Here is a 21087-nt window from a genome sequence, read left to right as displayed (position 1 = left end):
GTTTGTTTCGTTATACTGGTGGCATACCTAATATCAGTTAGCGAAAGGGGATTTACGAGGATGGATAAAGCTTGTCAAAGTTGCGGGATGCCGCTAGAGCATGAGGACCAATATGGAACGGATGCACAACATCATAAAACGGATGAGTATTGCAAGTATTGTTACAAGGAAGGCGAATTTGTACAGCCTGAATTGACTATGGAGGGAATGATTCAGCAGTGTGTGCCTATCCTAGTAGAGGAAGGGATGCAGGCAGAAGAAGCGACTTCGATGCTGCGCAATTACCTACCGTATTTAAAACGATGGCGGTCCCCAGAGGATACAGAGCTTCAACTTGATGGACCCATTCGGGAGGAGTACCGAGGTGAAATCCATTTAATTGGGTTGAAAGCACGTACAAATAATCAGAAGGAACAAACATCTCACGGGATCATTCCAAACATGTGGGAACGTTTTTGGAGTGAGGACGTGCCTGGTCGGATAAAGGAAAAAGCAGGACATGCTTCTGTCTATGGTTACTATACTGACTATGAAAATGGAGCTTTGGGCGAGTATACGTTTTTTATCGGAAAGGAAGCGGATAAGGATTTCCAGACTCCTGATGACCTTCAGGAACTTGTCATTCCGGCTGCACGCTACGCCATTTTTCAGGCAACTCAGGAACCCTCTTCTATCTTCCGTGTATGGCAGACGATCTGGCAGTGGGCTGCCACGGGACAAGGGGAGCGGACATACACAGGTGATTTTGAAGTGTATGGCAGTCCTGATGAACCTGTTTTGATTTATATTGCAATCAAGTGATGATTTTGTCATGACAGAAGAGAACCGCCGGTCATTGTCGTGGACCCGGCGGTTTTTTCTGATTCAATCAATAGCAGTCTCCCCATCAAGTTGAACGTCGAGTTAAAGCCCAAAAGATGAGAGCCAGAGCACTGACACCAGCTCCTAATAGACACACCCCGTTCCATCCGGCATAGATGTACATATGAGTGGAAGCAATGGCACCGGTGGCGCTACCAATGGAATAAAATATCATGTAGCCTGCAGTAAGTCGGCTCCGTGCCTCAGGGCGCACATTGAAAATCAAGCTTTGGTTGGTGACATGTACAGCCTGTACCGCCAAGTCCAAAAGAATGACGCCAAGAACTAAAGCGAACAGAGAATGCTCGGTGTAGCGGATAGGTAACCAGGACAGCAGCAACACAACTAGTGCGATACCCGTCGTCCGTTGTCCCAAGCCCTGATCGGCAAGACGCCCTGCTCGTGCTGCTGCTAATGCCCCGGCGACTCCAGCCAGTCCAAAGGCCCCGATAGCAGTATGTGAAAGAGACAATGGGGGTGCACTGAGAGGTAACACAAGCGAAGTCCACAATATGCTGAACGCCGTAAAAATGAGCAATGCAAGGACAGCACGAATACGCAGAATTCGTTCTTGCAAGAATAGCACGATAACCGATCGGAGCAGCTGCGGATAGGAAAGTGTCGCACTTGTGGGTTCGTTCTTTGGCAACACCCGCAACAGAGTTCCAGCCATAAACAGCGTAAGTATAGCAGAAACAAGGTAAACTGAACGCCAGCCTGCCAGATCAGTTAATACACCGGCCACGGTTCGTGCCAGCAGAATGCCGATAACGACTCCACTGGTCACCAGACCTACGATACGCCCACGTTCAGTCGGATTAGCCAAGGTAGAGGCGAAAGCCACGAGTGTTTGAGTGACTACAGCCAGCAGACCAACCATTGCCATTCCTATAAGCAGTATTGTACGGGTAGGAGCAAAGCTAACCACAATTAGTGCCAGCACGGATAGCAGCATTTGCCCTGTAATCAGTCGCCGTCGATTCAAAAGATCGCCAAGCGGGACGAGCAGCAATAATCCCAACGCATAACAAATTTGCGTGATAGTAATGACCATGCCTACCGATGAGTGCGTAATGCCAAATTCGTTTGCCAGCGCATCCAGCAATGGCTGTGCATAGTAAATGTTAGCGACAGCCAGCCCGCAGGCTATGGCAAACAAGAGTGCCACAGATCGGGATAGGGAGGGAATGGGGGCTGTTTCGGCAGCATTTGCTACCGTTTGATGAGGGAGGCGTATCGCTTTTTCTTCTGACGTCTTCATTTTCACATACCACGTCGCTTTCTGTAATTTACATACCGTTGAGTATAATATACCGATTGGTATGTAATGAATTTAGGTCAATATAACTCGTGTATATATGAAATGTCAAGAGTTCATCATGTACATATTTGACAGTTTCTTATCGTGATCATACAATCTTAATATACTGAACGATATGAAAAGAAGGAGCTGCTTATGGTTCGACCACGGGAATTTGATGAAGATCAAGCGTTGGATGCAGCGATGCGAATTTTTTGGGAAAAGGGATTCGAGGCTACATCATTAAGTGATTTAACCTCCAAAATGGGAATTCAGCGCCCTAGCATTTACGCTGCCTTTGGAGACAAGAAGCAATTATTCGAAGCTGCGCTGCGCAAATATACGCAATCCCACGCTGCTTATGTACGCTCTAGACTACAAAGCAATTCTTCTGTAAAAGAAGCGTTTTACAATTTTTTTGGAGAAGTCGTGGCAGAAGAGTACGAGGATGGGCCTAATAGAGGATGCTTTTGTATTAATACGATGGTAGAATTAGCCCCTCATGATGAGAAATTTGAGATTTTAACCAGAGAACATCAGATGTATCTTTCTGCCGTCTTTCAGGAAACTCTCGAGCGTGGTATAAGATCAGGAGAGCTGGAGGCTAGCATGGACGCACGAGCTCTGGCCCATACGATGGTCTCTTTGTTAATCGGGATTACCGTGATGATGAAGTCACGCCCAGAGCGTTCTTTTGTGGATCATGCGGTTGCGACTGCACTCATGTTGCTAGATGGAAAATAACTTAGGAAGGGAGAACACTGGATGCCACAGATAAAGGCCGTTCAAACTTCAATTGGAGAATTGTATGGACGTGATGCGGTCTATTTGGACCATGTGCATATGAATTATCCGAAGAAGGAGCTGGTTTTAAAGGGAGAAATTAATGGGGGGCTGGCAACGGAAGCAGCAGATGATTTTGTGCCCTATGAACTGATATTTACAGAAGTCTACTACTTCAACATGATTGAATTAGACGTCGCTTTGCACATGTCTGAACGGGAATATACGCAGGGCAGCAGCTTTGATGAGCTTACAGATACGCCATTATTAGCTACAATAGCAAGCGCGCGGGGGAAAAATCTAAAGCACTATATGCTGAAAACCTATGACGATATAGTAGAAATTGCCTGTAGAGACTATAAGATGACTATATAAACGAGTTGATTTTTAGAAGAGGAGGCGGATCAATGGATACATGCACTCCAATTAGCTTTAAAACTGAATGCACGAAGCATTGTCTTTCCGAATATCAGCACAGGCATCTACCGTTTCCCGAAAGAAAAGGTGGCGGATATTGCTATACAGGAAGTGACACGTTTTGTACGTGAACATGCGGCTTTGAATGAGATTGTTTTTGTTTGTTTTGATGCGGAAAATGCTCAGTTATACAGCCGTAAGTTACAAGATGGTGTTAACGATATTCAAAAAGATACAGTTGAATGAGAGAATACATGAGTAGAAATTAGGGGGGATCATGAATGCATGAGGAGCAAAACCAGGAACATTGGCCGGTGTGGGCTACGGAGCCTGTAAAAATAGTGAATCCTGATCCTGCCTGGTCAGAACAGGGCTTAAAGATCATTTATCAATTGCGGGAGTTATTACTGCCGTTTAAGGTGACGGAAATCGAACATATAGGAAGCACGGCAATTCCCAATCTTTCTGCTAAGCCCATTATTGACATAATGGCAAAATTAGAATCTTGGGATCAACTGGAACAGATCGTGTCTGCTTTACAACCAGCAGGCTGGAACTATGTTCCGCCTGAATTGGACGGTCGGGAATGGAGAAGATTTTTGGTTAAAGTGGAACAGGATCAAAGAAAGGGACATCTGCATCTCATACTGAAATCTGATGAGCATTGGGATCGGCAGCTGTTGTTTCGGAACCGACTTCGTGAACAGCCTGAGCTGATTCAGCAATATGATGTATTAAAAAGGCGGCTGGCGATGGAAAATCAGCATGATCGTGAAGCGTACACGGAGGCCAAGACTGATTTTGTGCAAAATGTTCTGAATATCGGACATCCTAAAGATTAGAATGTCCGGACTCCCGGGTACTTTCCGACCAAGCGCCGAAATCTCCGACATTTGTTATTGCCGTGTAGGGGAATGGCCGGAAGGCTTGCCAGCACACCAGAAAAAGCTTATTCAGAAGCTACTACAATAGTGTTCATCCAGTACTCATGTTCATTTCGTGATAGGAAAATCGTATTTATAGACGTTTCAAGAATGCGCTGATGCGTTCCAAAGCCATTTCCAGCTGTTCTCGCGATGACGCGTACGAGCAGCGGATAAAGCCCTCGCCGCCTGGGCCAAATGCGGAACCGGGTACAGTAATGACTCCTTCTTCTTCCAGCAACCGCTTGGCAAACTGCTCTGAACTTAACCCTGTGTGCATAATGGAAGGAAAAGCATAGAAGGCACCGTTTGGTTCGTGACATGGCAGTCCTGTCTGACATAGGCCTTCAACGAACCATTTTCTACGCAGATTGTAAGATTCCATCATACGATCTTTTTCCTCCAGCCCGTTACGGAGGGATTCAATAGCGGCAATTTGCCCGATAATAGGAGCGCACATGGCGGTATATTGATGAATCTTCAGCATAGCTGAAATCAACTCTCTTGGGCCACACACATAGCCGACCCTCCAGCCTGTCATCGCAAATGCTTTGGAAAAGCCGCTAATGAGCAGGGTACGCTCTTTCATTCCCGGCAGAGAAGCGAAGCTTACATGCTTCTGTCCATAGGTCAGTTCAGCATATATTTCGTCTGATATAACGACAAGATTATGCTCCTCAACCAGGCGGGCAATCGGCAACCAATCCTCATAGGTCATCACCCCACCAGTCGGATTATTCGGATAACAGAGAATAAGCACTTTGGAACGTGGAGTCAGCTTGGCTTGGAGTGCCTCAGCTGTTAGCTTGAACTGCTGATCCGCAGAGGTTTCAACCGTTACGGTATGTCCTCCGTTCAGAAACGTGATGGGCGAATACGAAATATAACATGGAGCCGGAATAAGTATTTCATCGTGTGTGGTGATCAGGGCGCGTAGTGCCAAATCCAGTGCTTCACTGCTTCCAATGGTTACCATGATTTCATCTGTCGGGTTGTAGGATGTGCTGAAGCTGCTCTCCAGATACCCGGCAATCTCCTCACGAAGCTCGGGAAGTCCAGCATTCGGTGTGTATGATGTTTTACCATTTTCCAGTGCTGTGATACAGGCCTTTCTGACATGTTGAGGGGTTACAAAGTCAGGTTCACCGACACCAAGCGATACAATATCTTTTCTGCCTGTACTATATTCAAAAAACTTACGGATGCCTGAAGGTGGCATTTCCCGTACAGCTGGAGTCAAAAAATCGGTTATAGATACTGCTGTCGATACATTTGTCATGATGATTTCCTCCTTTTTGAAAAACAAAAAAACCCGCCCCTGTAAAGGGACGAGTTTTATACCCGTGTTACCACCCTAGTTTCATTCCATACGAAATGACACTCTGTTCACGTATCCATCAATACGTGTTCCGGTTAACGCTGGAAAGGCGGCAGAGCTTACTTCAGGTTCAGCCCGCTTCTCAGAGATGGCGTTCGGCTACCCTCGGAATGTTGGCTTTCACCTGCCCCAACTCTCTGCAAATCCGCTGTATAGCTTACTCGTTCTCGTCATTGAAATTTGTTACCGTATCAAGTTAGGTGTAATTATAAGCACAACATTTCAGGATGGCAAGTCTTTTTTTATAAACCTTAAAGACAGATCATCATTATTGACGACTGGAAAATAACGTATATAGTGGTATCAAGGGGATTGTGCCCCAGATTTCAATGTGTTATATGACTATATTGCCAGAGAGGAATGGTATCCATATGAACGTATTTGAACGCTTTAGCGGTAAAGTTTTGCCGGCGGATTGGAGTTGGATGAATGAGCCGGCTGTATGGGGATTCGATGATTCCAAGTCTTTGCAAATTTCTGCACCTTCACAGGCGGATTTCTTTAGAGATCCGTCTGGCGCAGCGGTAAAATCGTCCGCACCCTTTTTGCATACAACGCTTCAAGGTGATTTTACAATATGGACGAGGGTTCGTGTTGATATGAAGCAGCCTTATGATTCAGGATGCTTGATGATGATGGCGGATGATACCCACTGGGCTAAGCTGTGTTTTGAATATTTTGAAAGCACTCCATCTATTCTTAGTGTGGTCACTCGGGATACATCCGATGATTGTGTCTCTGGGGCGATGGACGTGTCCAATCCGTATTTACGAGTGGCACGAGCTGGAAATTGCTTTGCATTTCATTATTCATCAGACGGTCAGCATTGGAAGCTGGCGAGATATTTTGGTATGAATGTTCCTAACCAGCTCAAAGTCGGAGTTGTTGCTCAATCTCCGGTGGGGGAGGGCTGTGCTGTTACCTTTGATGCCTTGACGATAACAACCCATGTATCCGAGGACATACGAAACGTGGAGTAAATAGACAAAGGCCCTCTCTAAGTATGAAAGCGCTAAAAAATAGGGCTTAAAAAGACGTATATACGCATGCTCAGGCAGGAGGTAGATGGAAACTTGCTGTTAAGAAGGAAGGGTTACAAGCTGCCCAGTTTGTTGGGAGTGCTGCTTGTAGCTACGTTGGGCTGTTTCGGACTCATTATGTATTTACAGTCCACAAGTGGAACGAGGATGTATCAATTTCTGTATTGGGATATATTCCTGGCCTGGGTTCCGGTCTTTATCACTCTGGGAATGATGGCTTTATCCCGACTGCGAAGTACAAAAGTGAGAAGTATTCTTTTATTTTTCTCCTCAATTGTATGGTTGTTTTTTCTGCCGAATGCTCTTTATTTGGTGACTGAGTTACTTCATGCGTTTCGTTTTTACGATGTGAATCCTGATACACGTTTTTGGTTGAACACACAATTTTGGTTAATCTTATTTACGTCTTTTTCAGCAGCAGGGCTTGGACTTTTTCTTACATCCCTTTGTGTATTGGTGATCCACCATATGCTGAGGAGGATTTGTTCAGGTGGGCTTGCATGGGCTGTAGTTTTTGTGTTGTTGTGGCTGGCCAGCATAGGCGTATATATTGGTAGATTTGCCCGCTGGAATAGCTGGGACATATTATTGCAGCCACTGGTGCTCCTTACGGATATTTGGAGATGGGGAGTACATGCAGTACCAAGGCTTCATTTGCTGTCCTTTTGCTGGTTGGTGTTTGGGATAGCAGTCATTTTTTATTTATTGATCTATATCTCTTTAAGTGAGGATCAGGATATTTAGGCCGAGGACATGTATTCAATGAATACAGGCTTCGGCCTATTTTTACATGTGGCGTGTCAGGAGTTGGCGTTGTCCTCTCCGTGCACATCATAAAGCACACGCACAAGCAGATCCTGACTGAAATTCCCAAATCTTTTGCCGAAAATAGTAAGCCCACCTTTGTTTTCCGATTGATCGGTTACGGATAAGCGGAGTGTAATGTCGCTTTTATAGTTAAGGTTAATATCGTCAATTGTGACTTCGGAAATGCGGCACCCGTCAATGAAGCTGCCTTGCTGATTGATGCGAATTAATTTGAGCATACCATATTGATTTAAATGCGGTGGCCACCAATCTGGATTGAGAACCCCCGGCACTTCTCCAAAATCTCCGGCGCTGGTCCAGTGCCCAATAGAAATACCGTTAATGTGAAAACAAATGTCGGAGGGATATTCCTCACAATAGCAGGGTGCTTCTGAGCCTAGTTCTGCGGAGAATTGAATTTCTTTAAAGGATTGATTCGCTTTCAAATAGTTGGGGATGCGGTATTCCAAAAAGCCTTCGGCCATCCAGATCATTTCCGACTCCAGCCGCCCGGGATCTGCAAAATAGCGTGGATCATCAAAATCGCCGATAATGCTGTCTCGGGTCACCAATCCACAAGTGGGGAACGCTTGATAGTTACTGTAATGGCCTACGCGAATCTCAACCTCATACACATTTTTTTGTTCTCTGCTGCGCAAATCTACCATCAGCTTATCCTTGTTCAAATAACACATTTTTCGGGTACCGTGCTTGCCACTCACGGTATTGATCTCCACAAGACCGCATTCTTCCAATTTTCGAATATGCATTGTAATTGTACCGTTACTCAAATTAAGTTTATTGGCAATGTCATTCATACTTTGTCCCTGGTAAGCAAGTAACTCGAGAATTTGAATGCGGATTTCTGAACCTAGTGCTTTAAAGATATCTAACCCTGACATTAAGTTCTTAATATAAATCATAGCTATAGACCATCCTTATCTATAAAAATTGTAATGTAAGCGCTTATATATTTACTTTGATTTATGTTAAAATAAAATCAAAAAGAAGTAAACTGCTTTTTTGTAAATTTTTTTTACTAAACCAAGAGGGGAGCGAATTGAACTCCAAATTAGGGATTACTTCATAAATAAATCGTATTTAAGATTTATTTATAGTTTTTTTGATGTAAATAAACTTAAATACGATTTAATTTCGCTTTCCATGGTATTCTAACCTATGTTTTATAACTATTTAAAAAGATTGAAAAATACATTGACGAACCGAGGAAAGGCATGCTATATTTTGTTTGTAAACGAATTCATTATTGATAAAGAAAAATGTTAATTATACGGTACATGAGAGGGATGATAATCACAGCGGCAATCAACAACGGGTTGTGTACCGCACAGTTAAAGATTAGGCCGAGTGGTATGAAATTATTTTAGCACCGATTGTATGCGGTTTCATTTAAATTTAGGAGGGGTCGCGTTGATAAAGAAAAAAGGTTTTGCAATAACAATGGTTGTTCTGTTGTTAATGGTGGCTGCACTGGCTGGTTGTAGTGGGGGAAGTTCCAGTGGTGATGGAAGTAAGGAACTGACATTCATGTTCCGTGGTGGAACAGATGAACAAAAGGCTTATAAGGAAGTAATCAAGAAATTTGAAGAGGAACATCCTGGCGTAAAGGTTAAAATGGTCGTGACGGCAGCAGATCAATATGCTACAAAGCTTAGAGCTGCGATTACAGGAAACAACCTCCCAGATATCTTTTATTTTGCCCCTGGAGATGTGAAAGCTTATGTAAACAGTGGGGTGTTGAAGAATCTCACTCCTTACATTGAGAAGAACAAGGATATTAAACTGGATAACATATGGAAATACGGTATAGATTTGTATCGCTATGACGGCAAAATGGCCGGTCAAGGAGATATTTACGGTATGCCGAAGGACTTGGGTCCATTCGCACTTGGCTACAACAAAACGATGTTCGAAAAAGCGGGCGTTCCATTGCCTGATAAAGACAAACCGTATACATGGGATGAGTTCATCAAGGTCAACCAAGAGTTAACCAAAGATACAAATGGTGACGGCAAGCCGGATCAATACGGTACAGGTTTTAACGTTCAGTGGGCATTGCAAGCCTTTGTATGGAGTAATGGGGCGGATTGGCTGGATGAGAGCAAAACGAAAGTAACGGTTGATGATCCGAAATTTGCAGAAGCGCTTCAGTACTTTGCTGACATGCAAAACAAATATAAAATCACACCTGGGATTGAACAATCACAAACATTGGACACATACCAACGTTGGATGAAGGGCGAAATGGCATTCTTCCCGGTAGGTCCTTGGGATATGAGTACATTTGAAAAACTGCCATTTGAATATGATTTGCTGCCGTTCCCAGCCGGATCGACTGGCAAATCGGCAACATGGATTGGTTCTCTGGGTATCGGCGTTTCCTCTAAAACAAAATACCCGGATGAAGCTGTTGAACTGGTTAACTATCTGACAACTTCTAAAGAAGGAATGAAGCAGCTCGTAGATGCCAAGGTACAAATTCCAAATCTGTTGGACATGGCTGATGAATGGTCCAAAGATACGAAAACCAAGCCTAACAATAAACAAGAGTTTATTGATATCGTGAATGACTATGGACGCTCATTACCAGGCAACTATACGTATAATGCAGAATGGTACGATATTTTCTTCACAGATATTCAACCTGTGTTGGATGGTAAAATTACGGCGGCAGATTATGTGAAACAAGAACAACCGAAGATGCAGAAACTGCTAGATAAAGCGGTGGAGCAAGAGAAAAAATCACAGAAATAATGCGTAAATAGAGGAAAAAGGGATGATGTTAGTGGCTAAATATCATGCTGCTAACATCATCTTCATTCCAAATTAGAAACAGAGGTGAGCCCTGTGATAACCAAATCTAATCTCTACCGCAAAGAGAAGGTATATGGATACTTATTTATTCTTCCACCTATTCTCGGTCTGCTAATCTTTACGTTATTCCCGTTTGTCTATTCGTTATACGGCTCTTTTACAGACTGGGACGGATTGGGACAAATGAACTTTATTGGCCTCGACAATTTTAAAGATTTATTTAGCGATGAGCTCTTTTATAAATCGATGTACAATACTCTTTTCTTAATGCTGGGTATTCCGATCGGTCTTGTACTAGCTTTACTGCTGGCACTAGGTTTGAATCGCAAGATTCCAGGTACGACAACATTTCGTGTGATTTACTATATCCCGGTTATTTCTTCGTTGGCTGCCGTTTCTATTATGTGGAACTGGGCATACAACGGAGACTATGGTTTGGTGAACCAATTCCTCGAAATATTCGGTATTAAGGGTCCTAACTGGCTGATGGATAAAGATACGGTCAAACCGGCCTTGATTCTCATGACTGTCTGGAAGGGTCTCGGATATACGATGCTGCTATATTTGGCAGCCCTGCAAAGCGTATCTCGCTCTTATTATGAAGCAGCAGAGCTAGATGGGGCTAGCGGATTCCAGATGTTCCGTAATATTACATGGCCAATGGTGAAACCAGTAACCTTCTTCCTGGTGGTAACTAATATCATTGGTGGTTCGCAAATCTTTACTGAAATGAACATTATGACACCTACAGGGGGTCCGGAATACTCATCCGCCTCAATCGTCTTTTATATTTGGGATAAGGCATTTAAAAACCTGCAAATGGGATATGCCTCCGCGATGGCTATGATTCTCGGCATCTTCATTTTTATCGTAACTTTGATTCAATTTAAAATGAATGAAAAATCGTCCTTTGATGGGGATTGATTTTCGCGGAAAGGAGTGAGTCTGATTATGTCCCATAGTCAAAAAACGAAAGTTACCAATATCATTATCTTTATTGTACTAGCGATTGGAGCGATTGTGATGATCGCGCCGCTGCTTTGGATGCTGTCCACTTCGGTGAAAGAAAAGCAGGATGTCTTTGCTCTTCCACCAGTATGGATACCAGAGGTGTTCCAGTTTGGCAAGTATAAGGAAATTTGGGAAGCAGGACCTTTGTTAAGCGGGATCAAGAACAGCGTGATTGTGGCTGTAAGTGTTACCGTTGTAGGTACCTTCACATCCAGTGTGGCCGCTTTTGCATTTGCAAAGCTGAGATTCCCTCATAAAAACAAACTGTTTTTGGCACTCATCGCATCTATGATGATTCCATACCCAACGGTTATGATTCCACAGTTTATGATGTTTTCCAAACTTGGCTGGGTCGATACACTTCTGCCTCTGATCGTTCCAGGTTTGTTCGGAAATGTAGTTATGATCTTTTTCCTACGGCAGTACTTGCTTAGCGTACCGGATGCCATTATCGAAGCTGCGAAAATTGACGGAAGTTCTTATTTCCGACTCTATTCGTCGATTACGTTCCCGCTCATTAAGCCGGCAGTTGCGGCACAGCTTATTTTATGGTTCATGGGGATTTGGAACGATTATTTGGCACCGATTATTTACTTGAACTCACCAGAAACGCAGACATTGCAGCTGGTTATCGCGAATTTTAATGCGACTTACGCCATTCAGACGGACTATCCGCTTATTATGGCAGCATCGATTATAGCCTTGTTACCTGTACTGATTATATTCTTGATCTTCCAGAAACAAATTATTGAATCGGTTGCCATTTCGGGTGTCAAAGGTTAATTGACACTTGGAGGGGACGGATGAATGTTGTAAGGCAGTCACAATATGTAATGGATAAAGGAAGGAGGAGAATAACAGTTATGGTGATGCTGCTCATGCTGGGTCTATCCGGCTGTGGGGATAACACTCCGGACCCTGTGTATCCGCAGGCTCCGCCTCCCGATCACTTGTATGATCAGAGTACGATTAATGATGAACAGTGCTGGACCATTAACAATGCACATGACCCGGCGATTATCAAAACAGATCAAGGCTTTTATGTCTACTCAACGGATGTAAAGACAGGTGGAGAATTGAGACCTGGTGTCATGGTACGCAAATCGACTGATCTGATTCACTGGAACTGGGTTCAGTATGCACTCCCCGGCATTCCAAAGGAAGCAGAGGCGTGGTCATCGGCAACCAATCTGTGGGCACCGGACATCATCAAGGTGGGTGATACCTATCGGATGTATTACTCCGCTTCTACCTTTGGCAGCACACGGTCTGCGATTGGATTGCAGACATCCAGCTCCCCGGAAGGCCCTTGGAAGGATGAGGGGCTGGTCGTTAAAACAGGAGAGCATGACAAGCTGAATGCGATTGATGCCAATCCGGTGCTGGATGCAGAGGGAAATCCATGGATGGTATACGGCTCTTTTTTCGGCGGTATCTATATTACACCGCTTGATCCCCAGACTGGAAAGCTCAAAGAATCTGGCTATGGTAAAAATATCGCTGCCAGAGATCGGGCAACTGAGGACGGTGCTGTAGAAGGGCCTTACATTGTGTACAATCCAATGTTCCGTAAATACTACTTGTTCGTCTCGTATGATTCTTTGTTTGAGGACTACAATGTTCGCGTAGCCCGCTCGGATTTCATCACAGGTCCGTACGTAGATATGAATGGACATGACATGGCGGATACCAGTTATTTGCCTCAATATGAGGTTGGGACCAAGGTACTAGGCGGTTATCGTTTCAGCGAAGGAGAAGGCTGGGTTGCACCAGGTCATAATTCTGTGCTGAAGGACGGTGCGGATTATTATATTGTACATCATGCGCGGGGAGAAACGGACAAGAGCTGGCCGTACCTGCATGTACGCAAAATATTGTGGACGGCAGAGGGCTGGCCGGTCGTCTCTCCGGAGCGCTATGCGGGCGAAAAGGAGCAGGATATACCCAAAAGGCTATTATCCGGCAACTGGGAGCGCATCGTGATAAGGCAGGAAGTAGACGGCCAGGTGGAAGCTGAACCGCTCCGTCTGGAAGATGGAGGGCGGGCAACCAGCGGTTCTCTTGAAGGTCACTGGAGTTTTGATGGCAAGCGTACTCTAACAATGGATTGGAGCAATACATCCGGAGGAACAAAGGAAGAATTGTTATTGCTTCCTTCATGGGATTGGGAGCTTGGTCGCCATACTTTAATTTTCACGGGTATGAATGAAAAAGGAATTTCCATTTGGGGAAAACGTATCAGCGATTAATTTGTTTGAACTACATACTACACATAGAGGAGAGAATAACCATGAATCAATCTGTACCCATTAATAATCCGGTCATTGAGCAACGGGCAGACCCTTGGATTTACAAGCATAGTGACGGATACTATTATTTCACCGGATCTGTGCCAGAGTATGACCGCATTGAGGTTCGACGAGCAAGTACTATTCAAGGCTTGAGTACAGCAGAGCCTGTCGCAGTGTGGCACAAATATGAAACGGGCCCGTTAAGTGCGAACATTTGGGCACCGGAAATTCATTATATTAACGACAAATGGTACATTTATTTTGCAGCAGCTCGTACAACGGAAACGAAGGAAGGCCTGTTCGACCACCGAATGTTCGTGCTGGAAAATGAATCAGCTAATCCTTTGGAAGGGAAATGGGTGGAAAAAGGACAGATCAAAACCCGTTGGGAGACGTTCGCTCTCGATGCGACAACCTTCCAGCATAATGGGGTTTTGTATTATGTGTGGGCTCAGAAGGACCCTGACATCGTCGGTAATTCCAATCTGTATATTTCTGAAATGAGCAATCCATGGACGCTGCGCGGTGAGCAGGTCATGATCTCCACTCCTGAATATGATTGGGAAATCATCGGTTTTAAGGTGAATGAAGGAGCAGCGGTTCTGAAACGGAACGGGCGGATCTTTATCAGTTATTCAGCTAGCGCCACAGACCACAATTATTGCATGGGTCTGTTGACAGCAGATGAGAATGCGGATTTACTTGATCCGAAATCATGGACGAAATCACCTGAGCCGGTATTCTGCACCAATGAGGAAACAGGACAATTCGGGCCAGGTCATAACAGTTTTACGGTTGCTGCTGACGGTAGCGATGTAATCGTATATCACGCCCGGAATTACAAGGAAATTACAGGCGACCCGCTGTATGACCCGAATCGTCATACACGTGTTCAGCCGTTCAACTGGAAGGAAGATGGAACACCTAATTTTGGTATTCCAGTGCCAGATGGCGTCTCCGTTAATAACTAAGCAGAATATATGCTAGACGATTGACGCGTCACATAGCGACGCTATAACTTTATAAAACATCGCAGAGAAATGATTTTGCTGCGTCTAACAATATCAATGAGATATCTTCGGCCTTAGGCTGGAAGGTATCTTTTTGCTTTTGGGAGGGAGAGACGTCTCGGAAACTATGGGAACTTTAAATCAGGTTATGTGAAGCCTAGAATATGTCAAGCGATTAATTGATACAAATGTTTAATATTTTCCACGAGATGGAAGCTACAAATGTATGGTAAAGTGTACTATATACAAGGTTTTATCCAAATATCCTATCCAAAGTCTCCTGTGCATACCGAATCCGAATTACACGAGGTGAGAAAAATGCTGCAATCGTTAAAAGCCATTGCTAATTACAGGAAAGAAAGTGATCTGGCCTGGGATACACCGACTTGGTTAAAGCTGCTTGTTTCGGCTGAGGAGCGTATTGTTAATCTGGAACGCATTCGATCCATAGGTGAGTTAAAGGATGCCAATCCTGTACTGGATTACGTGGAGCGTACGTTGCTTATTTTGGACGGACTTCCATTGTCATTCTGGGTTAAAGAGCTACTGGAGGATGTTTTGGTATGGTCTGAGACAGCCAAAGGAGGCACAGTCCGCGAACGGCTACGTTGGCAGCATGAGGGCATTAATTTATTTGTACATAATATCGGCTCCTCTCAACTGTATGTCAGACAGGCCCAAGCGGAGTCCCCTGCTTACCCGCGCAATAGCATGACCCGAATTCTGATTGAGACGCATGGATTGATTGGGCAATATATACGGGGAGAAATTCCTTTTGCGGAAAATCGACTGCTGCTTGAAATTACTCGTAAGGGCTGGCTGAGCCCTGAGGAACTGGAGCTTGTTTTACGGGCTCTGAATGAGTGTATTATCGCCGGGGTAGAACCTGCATTATGGGACCAAGTACGCGGGGAAGTGGAGGAGCTAATCGGTTGGATTGCATGGGATAACGCACCTGTAGTCTGGAGTGTAAAGGAGCGACTGGAAAGATTACGGTCGGTTTCCATTCATGAAGGGGAGCCGTTCGAGCAGGCTTACACAGAACTAGAGCGGGACTTGAATGTAGAGAAGGCTCTGGCTCCGTTGGAGAATCGGACACTTTGGTATGTAGAATCAGCTTTGCAGGATTTTTCACTTCAAGAACTGGTAAAGGTATTTTTACTCACATTGAGGGATGGCACAGGGCAGGAACAGCCTGCAACCGTTCGCCATATCAGTTTCGAATCGCTCATGAATACGATGTATTATGACTATCGTGGTGTCAAGAAAATTAACGTATATAAAAAACGAATGATAGAAAAATATTTAAACGCACTGTCCTGGCAGGATATCTCAAAAGGAAAACGGAAGCATAATCCTCATTTGAATGTAACTGTAGAGCATAAAGAGGAGCTGCCAAGTACTGTATTTTTTAATTTTGTATTTTCATCAGCTGCTGAAAAACTAATCGATTTTTGTATTGAGGCAGAAAAAACACCTCTGTATGACAAAGCAGTCCTGCTGCTGTTCGATCTGTTTGGGTTACGGCGTGATGCTTATGATCGCTTTCACAATGAGGAAACGTATCTTACAGATATGAACCAGACGGTAGATTACAAAAGGGTCATTTTGGATTATATGACTGGAACCCGCATACTGGATATCGGACCTGGCGGGGGCGTACTGCTGGACCTGATCGAGCAGGAAAGACCGGACTCGAAGCCGTTGGGTCTTGATATTTCTGTGAATGTGATTGAGGCTCTTAAACGTAAAAAGCAATTGGAGCACCGTCGTTGGGATGTCATCAAAGGTGATGCGCTCCGACTGGAAGAATTTGTGGAAACAGAAAGCATGGACACGGTTATTTTCTCTTCGATTCTTCACGAGCTGTATTCCTACATCGAACGAGATGGAAAAAGGTTCAACTCACAAACAGTGGAAGCTGCTTTGCAAAGCGCTTATCGTGTACTTGCACCCGGCGGACGCATTATCATTCGAGACGGTATTATGACCGAACCCGTAGAGCAGCGTAGACGCATTCGATTTTTGGAGCCGGACGGAATGGAATGGCTGATGCGGTATGCGCAGGATTTTGCGGGTCGTCCCATAGAAATAGAGCGTATAGGTGAGCATGAGGCTGTTTTGCCGGTAAATGATGCAATGGAATTCCTATATACCTATACATGGGGAGCGGAAGCCTATGTGCATGAAGTGCAGGAGCAGTTTGGTTATTTTACTCCGTCACAGTATGAAGAATGTATTCGTAACACACTTGGTTCACAAGCGATTATCCGGGTGAGTCGCCACTATTTGCAGGAGGGCTATGCCGAAGCGCTGTCCAGTCGTGTTGAGTTCATGGATGAGCAGGGCCAGCGGGTTCCTTTGCCAGACAGCACCTGTCTGATCGTGATTGAGAAGCCGAATGATAGGGCTGGAATTGCTAAATGATTTTTAATTTGAACAAGAGAATGCCTTCTGATTTGTGCCAAGCACGATTAGAAGGCATTTTTTAGAAAGCTAGTGGAGGTGTGTTCATGTATGTCCTCGCAGGTGGAAATATCCGGGTATGACCCGCAGTGGGCTGAAGAGTATATGCGAGAGAAAAGGAAAATTGTAGAGGCTCTCAGAGATGTATGTGTCGGCGTAGAGCATATTGGCAGTACATCCGTTCCTGGTCTGGGAGCCAAGGCTATTATCGACATTATGGTTGGAGTAGAAGATTTGGCTATTATTCAATCCGAACAGCGACAGCGTTTACTAGGTATTGAATATGAATATGTACATAAGCCTGATTTTCCAGAGCGAGCTTTCTTTCGCCGTGGAGAATGGGGAGCTGGGACTCATCATTTGCATATTTACAAGTATAAAGGAGAACATTGGGAAAGCCATTTATTGTTCAGAAATTACTTGAAAGCGCATCCTGAGAGCCTGCGAGCGTATGAGACTTTAAAAAAAGATTTGGCGCATCAATTCAAACATGACCGTGCAGCGTATACCGAAGCCAAGGGACCTTTCATTCGGCAGATAGTTGAACAAGCAAAGCTTGGACAAAAGCAGAGACAAATGGAATTTTAGTACGCATGGACAAGGTGGAGGTATGATGAAGAATATGATGCTTGATGCACAGGTAACGCCGAATGGCTTAAAAGACAGAATGCTGCTACTGTCAGCGCTGGACATTATATTGTCTCCAGAAGATTGGTTACGCACGTATCGTATGCAGTCTGAATGGTCTGGTGATGTGTGCCTAGGTGAGGTGAACAACGGCGCTGGAGATACGATTCATATGCTATGGACGTGTGGAGGTGTGCTGTTGAAGGGTTTTGACCACGAATCCCCTGTAAGTCCTCATGCGAGAGACGAATATGAGGTCTGGCCGGGCATGTACGACGGTGTGCCTGATGATATGATGGAGCTTTTGGAAGATGAAGCGTTGGAGAAAGAGGACGTTACCTTTTGTATGTGGAGGGAAGCGGGAGATGAGGAGTGGCGTATGGGCAACGCGAACTTTCCTGAGGGATATGACGATGGCTCATCCTTTTTGCTGGGGAAAATTATAGTTACACCGGAGGAATATCAGGATTGGGCTGAAAGTTACTATGAGTTGCCGATTTCTCTAGGGGTGGTAAGCCAGATTTTCAACGGCGTTCCGATCACTGCCCAGATGATCTCTGCGCTTCATCCACAGCGTAACGTTACGGAAGCGATAAAGGAGCTAAAGCAGCTTGGCGTTCAAGTGCATGAAAGCTAAGAATACAGATTTGTTTTTCTTGACAAGTTTTGTATATAATACAGGAGAAATGCTGGGTTAATCACCTCGAATTAAAGGAGCTGTGTTGAAGATGTCCAAACGTTTGATTCCTTACATCACGATGGATGGAAATGCAAAAGAAGCAATCGAATTTTATAAAGAGGCATTGGATGCTCAACTGCTTTTTATTCAAACCTTTGGGGAAATGCCGGAAAACCCCGATTTTCCCATTCCCGCAGAGGTCAAGGAACGTGTGGGACATGCTACCCTTAAAGTGGGTGAGACAGAGCTCATGTTTTCTGATACCTTTCCCGGATCACCGTTTAGCAGTGGGAATCAGGTGAGCATCTGTATTACAACCGATAGTGTGGAGCAAGCTCAAAAAATGTTTGATGCTCTACAGCAAGGAGGACAGGTGGGAATGCCTTTGCAGGAAACCCATTTTAGTCCAGCTTATGGGAATGTAACAGACAAGTTTGGTGTCACCTTTCAAATGTTCACAGAGGCTCGGTCTTAAGAAATGGAAAACGGCTCGATTCCGCTACTTTAGCGATCTGGCCGTTTTTTTGCGTGTATGTCCTCGTCTGAAGAATAAATATACATACAGCATGGGGAGTGATATCTTTTTTACCCTGCTTGCCGTTTAGTAGATTAGGTTTATTTACTGAATGCTTAGACGCTTGTTGAAATAGAAACAAAAATATATTATATTATGTTGTTAATGCACCAACGGGTGGGAGGACAGGCCATGAACAAAGAAGAACAGGTCATGATGGGGTTCAGGGACTTATATAACAAGATGGTGTGGCTTAATAAGGATAAGATGGAAGACAGTCTTAAGGGTTATAAGTCTTCTGAAGTCCATTGCATCGAATACATTGAAAGAAATGTAGATTCCAACGTGACAAAACTTGCGGAGTCCCTTTATATGACTAGCGGTGCCATAAGTAAAATAACTAAGAAGCTCATAAAAAAAGGCATTATCGAAAGCTACCAGAAGCCGGATAACAAGAAAGAAATCTATTTTCGGCTTACGGAGCAAGGGAAAGTAATCTATAAAATCCATGAGGACTTGCATAAAGAGTTTCAAGAGCGAGATAAAGCCGTGTTTGAACAGGTAACCGAGGAACAATTTGATAGTATGCTTAGCTTCGTGGAAAAGTATAATAGGCATTTGGATGCGGAAATAAAGAAACAGGGTATAGATATTAAGTCGGAATAAATCTGAATAATGAAAATCAAATCACAGGCAGCCGGGCTCTATTGAGAACAGGCTGCCTTTTTTTTGCTATTATTTTGTTGCCGAGGAAGCAAAATTGTGATACGATGTTTTTGCTTCCAAGGAAATAAAAACATAGCCTTTGAGGGGAGAATTTAATGTTCAAATTTAGATCACACAATGAACAGAACACAGAACAAACCGTAGATAAACACGCTTTAATATTCGGTCTTATCTCTGTGTTTCTTTGCGGAATAGGCTTCAGTATCATAGCACCTGTTGTCCCTTTCTTAGTACAGCCTTATATAAGCAATCCGGGAGAACAAGCTATCGTTGTCACGCTGCTGACTTCTGTTTATGCCTTCTGCGTGTTTTTTGCGGCCCCCGTGCTTGGAGCTCTGAGTGACAAATATGGCCGTCGTCCATTGCTCTTAGTATGTCTTTTGGGTTCCGCAATCGGTTACTTGGTTTTTGGCATAGGAGGAGCTCCATGGGTACTATTTGCGGGACGCATAATAGAGGGTATAACAGGTGGGAGCATAAGCACGATCTTCGCCTATTTTGCAGACATCATTCCTACAGAACAGAGAACTAAATACTTTGGATGGGTGAGTGCGGTTGTAGGTGTAGGCACCGTCATTGGCCCAACTGTAGGCGGATTACTTGCCAAGTTTGGTTATTCTGTACCCATGTATTTTGGAGCAATTATAACTTTAGTGAATGTTATATATGGATTCTTTTTTATGCCTGAGAGCCTTGACAAGAAACATAGACTGAAAGAAATTACTTTTGTAAGACTTAATCCATTCATACAGCTTGCAAACCTGCTTTTTTCCATGAAAAACTTAAACAGGCTACTTATCTCGGCGTTCTTACTTTGGATACCCAACGGATCTTTACAGGCCGTTTTTTCACAATTTACAATGGATACTTTTAGTTGGAAGCCTGCACTAATCGGACTTATGTTCTCAATTATGGGTGTCCAAGACATTATCTCTCAAGGTTTCATCATGCCAAAGCTTTTGAGAAAACTTAGTGATAAACAGATAGCCATTCTTGGAATGGTTTCGGAGATTATAGGCTATAGTCTTATTGCGCTATCTGCTTTGTTCTCATTCTATCCTCTTTTTATCGCTGGAATGTTTATATTTGGTTTTGGTGATTCGATCTTTGGGCCTTCATTTAATGGGATGCTCTCCAAGTCTGTCAATTCTAATGAACAAGGAAGGATTCAAGGAGGTAGTCAATCTATTCAGGCTTTAGCAAGAATGATGGGGCCTATCATTGGAGGTCAAATCTATGTATCACTTGGTCATGCCGCACCCGCTTTTATGGGTATAATCCTTATAGCAGCGGCAATACCAGTTTTATATAAGCGAACGCAAGTAAATGAGGATTTTGCAAAATCCTAAAATATGTAAATTATCTACTTTGTTTACAGTCTGAGCCATCCGCATGCGGATGGCTCTTCATAGTATCACC

Annotated in this window: 21 protein-coding genes, 1 pseudogene and 1 other annotated feature; of the genes and pseudogenes, 19 read left to right on the top strand and 3 right to left on the bottom strand. The window is 44.1% G+C overall.

The window, feature by feature from the left end; all coding sequences use genetic code 11:
- The first annotated feature begins 60 nt into the window (after window positions 1-60).
- The gene (locus WA407_RS05335) at window positions 61-801 is read left to right on the top strand and encodes a zinc ribbon domain-containing protein (RefSeq protein ID WP_336076928.1); all 741 of its coding nucleotides are present in this window, start codon (window positions 61-63) and stop codon (window positions 799-801) included.
- Between the two features lie 85 nt (window positions 802-886).
- Here WA407_RS05335 and WA407_RS05330 read toward each other — a convergent pair whose 3' ends face one another.
- A complete protein-coding gene (locus WA407_RS05330) occupies window positions 887-2122 on the bottom strand; it encodes an MFS transporter (RefSeq protein WP_235308049.1) in 1236 nt (411 codons plus the stop codon).
- A gap of 195 nt (window positions 2123-2317) precedes the next feature.
- On the opposite strand from WA407_RS05330, the gene WA407_RS05325 reads away from it, so the two are divergent.
- The 5 genes and pseudogenes from WA407_RS05325 to WA407_RS05305 all read left to right on the top strand — a co-directional run bounded on the left by WA407_RS05325 (window position 2318) and on the right by WA407_RS05305 (window position 4203).
- The gene (locus WA407_RS05325) at window positions 2318-2905 is read left to right on the top strand and encodes a TetR/AcrR family transcriptional regulator (protein WP_235308050.1); all 588 of its coding nucleotides are present in this window, start codon (window positions 2318-2320) and stop codon (window positions 2903-2905) included.
- A gap of 21 nt (window positions 2906-2926) precedes the next feature.
- A complete protein-coding gene (locus WA407_RS05320) occupies window positions 2927-3319 on the top strand; it encodes a hypothetical protein (RefSeq protein ID WP_336076927.1) in 393 nt (130 codons plus the stop codon).
- A 36-nt stretch (window positions 3320-3355) separates the two neighbouring features.
- Window positions 3356-3451, top strand: a pseudogene (locus tag WA407_RS05315) (macro domain-containing protein); the annotation flags it as partial.
- A 21-nt stretch (window positions 3452-3472) separates the two neighbouring features.
- The gene (locus WA407_RS05310) at window positions 3473-3607 is read left to right on the top strand and encodes a hypothetical protein (protein WP_336076926.1); all 135 of its coding nucleotides are present in this window, start codon (window positions 3473-3475) and stop codon (window positions 3605-3607) included.
- A gap of 35 nt (window positions 3608-3642) precedes the next feature.
- Window positions 3643-4203 (top strand): GrpB family protein, encoded by a 561-nt coding sequence (locus WA407_RS05305; RefSeq protein WP_235308052.1) that lies wholly within the window; start codon window positions 3643-3645, stop codon window positions 4201-4203.
- A 175-nt stretch (window positions 4204-4378) separates the two neighbouring features.
- On the opposite strand, the gene WA407_RS05300 is transcribed toward WA407_RS05305, so the two are convergent.
- Window positions 4379-5563 carry an aminotransferase class I/II-fold pyridoxal phosphate-dependent enzyme gene (locus WA407_RS05300; protein WP_336076925.1) on the bottom strand — a complete coding sequence of 395 codons (1185 nt, stop codon included), beginning with the start codon at window positions 5561-5563 and terminating at the stop codon, window positions 4379-4381.
- Between the two features lie 42 nt (window positions 5564-5605).
- Window positions 5606-5845: a binding site (T-box leader), on the bottom strand.
- Between the two features lie 188 nt (window positions 5846-6033).
- On the opposite strand from WA407_RS05300, the gene WA407_RS05295 reads away from it, so the two are divergent.
- Both WA407_RS05295 and WA407_RS05290 read left to right on the top strand, forming a co-directional pair.
- On the top strand, window positions 6034-6642 hold the full coding sequence (locus WA407_RS05295) for a DUF1349 domain-containing protein (RefSeq protein WP_235308054.1): 609 nt from the start codon (window positions 6034-6036) through the stop codon (window positions 6640-6642).
- A gap of 93 nt (window positions 6643-6735) precedes the next feature.
- Window positions 6736-7446, top strand: a complete 711-nt coding sequence (locus WA407_RS05290; RefSeq protein WP_069291650.1) for a DUF1361 domain-containing protein — start codon at window positions 6736-6738, stop codon at window positions 7444-7446.
- Window positions 7447-7502: 56 nt separating this feature from the next.
- Here WA407_RS05290 and WA407_RS05285 read toward each other — a convergent pair whose 3' ends face one another.
- Window positions 7503-8432 (bottom strand): ArsR/SmtB family transcription factor, encoded by a 930-nt coding sequence (locus WA407_RS05285; RefSeq protein ID WP_235308055.1) that lies wholly within the window; start codon window positions 8430-8432, stop codon window positions 7503-7505.
- A 508-nt stretch (window positions 8433-8940) separates the two neighbouring features.
- On the opposite strand from WA407_RS05285, the gene WA407_RS05280 reads away from it, so the two are divergent.
- The 11 genes from WA407_RS05280 (at window position 8941) to WA407_RS05230 (ending at window position 21017) form a co-directional block, all read left to right on the top strand.
- The gene (locus WA407_RS05280; RefSeq protein ID WP_235308056.1) at window positions 8941-10284 is read left to right on the top strand and encodes an ABC transporter substrate-binding protein; all 1344 of its coding nucleotides are present in this window, start codon (window positions 8941-8943) and stop codon (window positions 10282-10284) included.
- A gap of 93 nt (window positions 10285-10377) precedes the next feature.
- The gene (locus WA407_RS05275) at window positions 10378-11268 is read left to right on the top strand and encodes a carbohydrate ABC transporter permease (RefSeq protein ID WP_013309768.1); all 891 of its coding nucleotides are present in this window, start codon (window positions 10378-10380) and stop codon (window positions 11266-11268) included.
- A gap of 27 nt (window positions 11269-11295) precedes the next feature.
- On the top strand, window positions 11296-12138 hold the full coding sequence (locus WA407_RS05270) for a carbohydrate ABC transporter permease (RefSeq protein ID WP_025723511.1): 843 nt from the start codon (window positions 11296-11298) through the stop codon (window positions 12136-12138).
- An 80-nt stretch (window positions 12139-12218) separates the two neighbouring features.
- Entirely contained in the window at window positions 12219-13604 is a 1386-nt protein-coding gene (locus WA407_RS05265) for an arabinan endo-1,5-alpha-L-arabinosidase (RefSeq protein WP_336076994.1), read from the top strand.
- 41 nt (window positions 13605-13645) lie between these two features.
- Complete coding sequence (locus WA407_RS05260; RefSeq protein WP_235308057.1) at window positions 13646-14617, top strand: glycoside hydrolase family 43 protein; 972 nt, start codon at window positions 13646-13648, stop codon at window positions 14615-14617.
- Between the two features lie 357 nt (window positions 14618-14974).
- Window positions 14975-17083: a class I SAM-dependent methyltransferase gene (locus WA407_RS05255; protein WP_235308058.1), complete on the top strand. Its 2109-nt coding sequence runs from the start codon at window positions 14975-14977 to the stop codon at window positions 17081-17083.
- A 90-nt stretch (window positions 17084-17173) separates the two neighbouring features.
- On the top strand, window positions 17174-17710 hold the full coding sequence (locus tag WA407_RS05250; protein WP_336076922.1) for a GrpB family protein: 537 nt from the start codon (window positions 17174-17176) through the stop codon (window positions 17708-17710).
- Between the two features lie 25 nt (window positions 17711-17735).
- Window positions 17736-18386, top strand: a complete 651-nt coding sequence (locus WA407_RS05245; RefSeq protein WP_235308059.1) for a hypothetical protein — start codon at window positions 17736-17738, stop codon at window positions 18384-18386.
- 91 nt (window positions 18387-18477) lie between these two features.
- Window positions 18478-18903 (top strand): VOC family protein, encoded by a 426-nt coding sequence (locus WA407_RS05240; RefSeq protein WP_235308060.1) that lies wholly within the window; start codon window positions 18478-18480, stop codon window positions 18901-18903.
- A 231-nt stretch (window positions 18904-19134) separates the two neighbouring features.
- Complete coding sequence (locus WA407_RS05235; RefSeq protein ID WP_235308061.1) at window positions 19135-19608, top strand: MarR family transcriptional regulator; 474 nt, start codon at window positions 19135-19137, stop codon at window positions 19606-19608.
- Window positions 19609-19763: 155 nt separating this feature from the next.
- Window positions 19764-21017 (top strand): MFS transporter, encoded by a 1254-nt coding sequence (locus tag WA407_RS05230; protein ID WP_336076921.1) that lies wholly within the window; start codon window positions 19764-19766, stop codon window positions 21015-21017.
- Window positions 21018-21087 lie beyond the last annotated feature (70 nt).

This window comes from Paenibacillus sp. 203 (genome assembly GCF_037027525.1).
GTDB lineage: Bacteria > Bacillota > Bacilli > Paenibacillales > Paenibacillaceae > Paenibacillus > Paenibacillus polymyxa_B.
This window is presented reverse-complemented; position numbering and strand designations above follow the sequence as displayed.